Below are 3797 nucleotides of genomic sequence, written 5' to 3'. Positions count from 1 at the left end.
CCAGCCGTACGAAGGGGGATGCTACTGGTTGTCCGCCACCGGGTCGGCCTTTTTCCCGGTTCCGGGATATGCCGGCGTCACAGCATCGGATCGCACTTTTCGGTGACACATCCGAGCCGGTTTTCAGGTCCGCGTGACGGTGACCGCCCGGCCGGTCGAGGTGGTGGGGCATCGACGCCCGCGGCCCGCCGTGCCCGGTGGGTCGGGAAGGCCCGCGGGCGGGTCGTTGTTCTGGTGGACGCCGGCAGGCCACGCACGATCGAATGCTGTGACGAACGTCCGCGCAGGTGCGCGGACACGGACGCGGTGGAGGGAACCAGAGCCATGACGAGCACTCCCCCGGGCACCACACCCACACCCACCGACACGCGGGCAGCCACCGACACTCAGGCAGCCGACACTCAGGCAGCAGCCGCGGCGTTGGCGGCCCTGCCGGCCGCCGGTGCCTCGAAACCGGCCAGTGCCGTCGGCGGTGAGCGGGTCCACGCCGAGCGGGCGGGCAAGCGGGTACGGGCCCTGCTCGGCGGCCAGGTCGTGGTGGACACGGTCCGCCCGGTGCTGGTCTGGGAGGGCCCGCACTACCCCGTCTACTACCTGCCCGCCGAGGACGTCCGCGCGACGCTGGTGCCCAACGGGACGGTCAACCGCTCGCCGAGCCGGGGTGCGGCGGTTCGCCACGACGTCGTCATCGGCGACCACACCGCCCCCGATGCCGCCGTCACCCACCCCGACTCCCCCATCCCGGCGCTGCGTGGGCTCGTCCGGTTCGACTGGAACGCGCTGGACACCTGGCTGGAGGAGGACGAGATCGTCTACGGGCACGCCCGCAACCCGTATCACCGCATCGACGTTCTCGCGAGCTCCCGGCATGTCCGGGTGGAGATCGACGGTGTGACGGTCGCCGATTCGGTCCGTCCGGTGGTGTTGTTCGAATCCGGTCTGCGGCCCCGCTATTACCTGCCGCTGACAGATGTGCGTACCGAGCTGCTCACATCGTCGGATTCCGCCACCCACTGCCCGTACAAGGGAACCGCGAGCTACCATTCCGTGCGGGTGAACGGCAAGGTCCACGAGGATGTCGTCTGGTACTACCCCACGCCGCTGTTCGAGAGTATCCGCATCGCCGGCCTGGTCTGCTTCTACGACGAGAAGGTCGACGTCCTCGTCGACGGCGTCCACACCTGATTCCTTCCGCTGATCGCGAGCCCGGCTCCTGGTCACACCGGCGCGGTAAGATCACGATGTTCGCGGGTGCCTGAGCGAGCGGGGGGCGCGGGTGGGAGAGCATCGTGCGCGGCCGGGTGGAGCTACCCGGCTGACCGCCGCCGAGCTGGCCGAGGTGGCGCGGGTGTTTCACCAGCGCACCGAAGCCGTCCAGGTCCTCGCGGAGGCGGGGTTTGACCATGCTCGGCTGCCGACGTGGCAGGCGCGCAGCCCGTCGGAGTTCTGGCACGAGGTGAACGACCTGCTGGGGATGGGCATCCTGGCCGACGGCCGCCGTCGCGTCCTGGCTGTCGCCGCCGGGTGCTATCCGGCGAACGACCTCCTGCGGGCGGCCGCCAGCGCCGCCGAGGCCGAGGAGTCGGCCGACCCCGGCGGCCCGACCGGCCCCACGGCGCCTCCACCGGCGGGGCCGCTGTCAGCCGCCGACATCGGACGTTTCGTCGACGACGCGTTCCCGCCCTACCAACGGTGGGGTGACCGGGACGCACTCATCGAGGTCGTCACACGGCTGCTGCGCCCGGATGAGACACCGCTGGACATCGCGAACGGCACCTTCGGCCGTTCGACGCCCGGCTCCGGCATCATCGCGCTCACCAGCGGCGGCATCACGATCGCCGACCGCGAGACCAACGGCACCCTCAGCCAGCTGCTGCGAATCGCCTGGCCGCAGGTCCACGAGGCCCGGCTCGCCCACCGCCGGCGCGGGATCCTGGTCGCCGTCGCCGACCTCGAACTGGTCACCGACCACGGTCGGATCATCTTCCGCGGTCTGCTGCGCGACCCGGCGATCCGCATCACCGAACGCATCCGCACGACCATCAGCGCACAGGCGGCACCCGGGTAGCCGTGGGCACGGTGATCCCCACGTCGACCCCCCGGACCGTGGATTCCGCCTTCAGGGGGAGGTGACAGTTCCGTCCCGCGCCGGATGTGCTCACCACGATGGGTGTCCTTGACTGGATCGGTGACATCGACTCCTGCACAGCCCCTGGCGCTCGAGGCCCGGGCGTTGGGCCCGGACCTCGCCCGCGGGTTCATGCTGTTGTTCATCGCCCTGGCGAACTCGCACTACTTTCTGCGCGGCTCGTCGGTGCTCGGCGGCTATCCCCGGGACGGGTCGGGCCTCGACGCGGCCGTCATCTGGCTGATCGCCACCTTCGTCGACGGACGGGCGTTCCCGATGTTCGGGCTGCTGTTCGGCTACGGGGTCGCCCAGATCGTGCGACGCCAGCGGGAACGCGGGCCGCGGGCCGTCCGAGACCCTGATCCGCCAGATCACCTACCGACCATGCCATCACGGTGACGGGCCATCACGGTGACGCGGGCCTACGTGGGTCCGGCCGCCGAAGCGGTCTCGGCGTGGACGGCGGGCAGGACGTCGTCGAGCAGGCGGTGGACGACGTCGTCGGGATCGCCGGTGCCGGGTGCCGGCATGAAGACGAAGTGCTGGACACCGGCGGCGACGAAATCCGTCAGTTTGCGGGTGACCTCCTCGGGGGTGCCCACGGCCGCGACGTTGTCGATCATCGCGCGGAAGTCCTGGTCGTAGTTGCCGCCGATGGTGCGGGCGGCCTCCTCGCGGGCCCGGTCGCCGTCCTTGTCGACGTTGACGAAGACGAACGCGTGGTATTCGAATCCGGTCAGGTCACGGCCGGCTTCGGCGGCCAGGGCGCTGATCGTCTGAACCGAGGCCGCATAGCGCCGCGGCGAGTACAGGTAGGGCATCCAGCCGTCGCCGACGAGGGCTGCGCGGCGCATCGCCCGTTCCCTGCGGCCGGCGATGACGATGGGTGGGCCGCCGGCCTGGGCGGGCGCGGGGTGAATCCGGACGTCCGCCATGGAGTAGAACGGGCCCTCGTGGGTGATCTCCTGCGCCGTCCAGAGTCTGCGCAGCAGGGGGATCGCCTCGTCCAGGCGGCGGCCGCGTTCGTTCAGGGGGACCTGGCAGACGCGGAACTCCTGCGGGTACTCCCCGCCGATGCCGACGCCGAGGGTCAGCCGGCCGCCGCTGGCCCGGTCGAGGTCGGCGACCTGCTTCGCGATGATCGCCGGTGGATACAGCGGCAGCAGCAAAATGGACGTGCCCAGCCGGACCCGTTCGGTCACCGCGGACAGCCGCGCCAGGGTCATCATCGCCTCGGTCGAGGGATTACGGGAGGCGACGTGCCCGCCCGTCCACAACGAGTCGATGGGCAGTGCGTCGAACCGGGCGGCTCGTGCCAGCTCACCGCCGACGACGAAACCGACCTTCACCTGCTGGGGCCGCGTGCCCGTCACTGGGCCACCTCTCGGTCGGTGTAGCGGGCGAGGATCGTCTCGGTGTCGGCGCCGAGGACGGGACCGGGGCGGACCTCGCCGCCGCCGGTGCCGCCACGTCCACCGGCGGAGAAGTGCCACGGTGGCCGCAGCACCCGCTGGCGTCCGAGCACCGGATGGTCGACCTCGACGAACGCCTCGCGGGCGGCCAGATGCGGGTCGGTGGCAAGATCGGCGAAGGTCATGACCGGTTCGGCGGGGACGCCGGCGGCCTGCAGGGACGCCGCTGTCTCGGCGGCCGTCCGCGGGTGCGTCCA

5 protein-coding genes are annotated in these 3797 nt (G+C 71.1%); 3 read left to right on the top strand and 2 right to left on the bottom strand.

Annotated elements, in window-relative coordinates; genetic code table 11:
* Positions 1-324: 324 nt before the first annotated feature.
* The 3 genes from G6R24_RS19200 (at position 325) to G6R24_RS19190 (ending at position 2527) form a co-directional block, all read left to right on the top strand.
* A complete protein-coding gene (locus G6R24_RS19200) occupies positions 325-1185 on the top strand; it encodes a DUF427 domain-containing protein (RefSeq protein WP_163550579.1) in 861 nt (286 codons plus the stop codon).
* Positions 1186-1276: 91 nt separating this feature from the next.
* Positions 1277-2068: an effector-associated domain EAD1-containing protein gene (locus G6R24_RS19195; RefSeq protein ID WP_163550578.1), complete on the top strand. Its 792-nt coding sequence runs from the start codon at positions 1277-1279 to the stop codon at positions 2066-2068.
* A 120-nt stretch (positions 2069-2188) separates the two neighbouring features.
* Positions 2189-2527, top strand: a complete 339-nt coding sequence (locus tag G6R24_RS19190; protein ID WP_225438745.1) for a DUF418 domain-containing protein — start codon at positions 2189-2191, stop codon at positions 2525-2527.
* 23 nt (positions 2528-2550) lie between these two features.
* Here the strand turns inward: G6R24_RS19190 and G6R24_RS19185 are convergent, their stop codons facing one another.
* Both G6R24_RS19185 and G6R24_RS19180 read right to left on the bottom strand, forming a co-directional pair.
* Positions 2551-3501 carry an LLM class flavin-dependent oxidoreductase gene (locus G6R24_RS19185; protein ID WP_163550577.1) on the bottom strand — a complete coding sequence of 317 codons (951 nt, stop codon included), beginning with the start codon at positions 3499-3501 and terminating at the stop codon, positions 2551-2553.
* A partial coding sequence (locus G6R24_RS19180) for a CoA transferase (protein WP_192029205.1) occupies positions 3498-3797 on the bottom strand: 300 nt, incomplete at its 5' end. The genes G6R24_RS19180 and G6R24_RS19185, both read right to left, overlap by 4 nt.

Source organism: Candidatus Frankia nodulisporulans (genome assembly GCF_902806475.1).
Taxonomy (GTDB): Bacteria; Actinomycetota; Actinomycetes; order Frankiales; family Frankiaceae; genus Frankia; species Frankia umida.
This window is presented reverse-complemented; position numbering and strand designations above follow the sequence as displayed.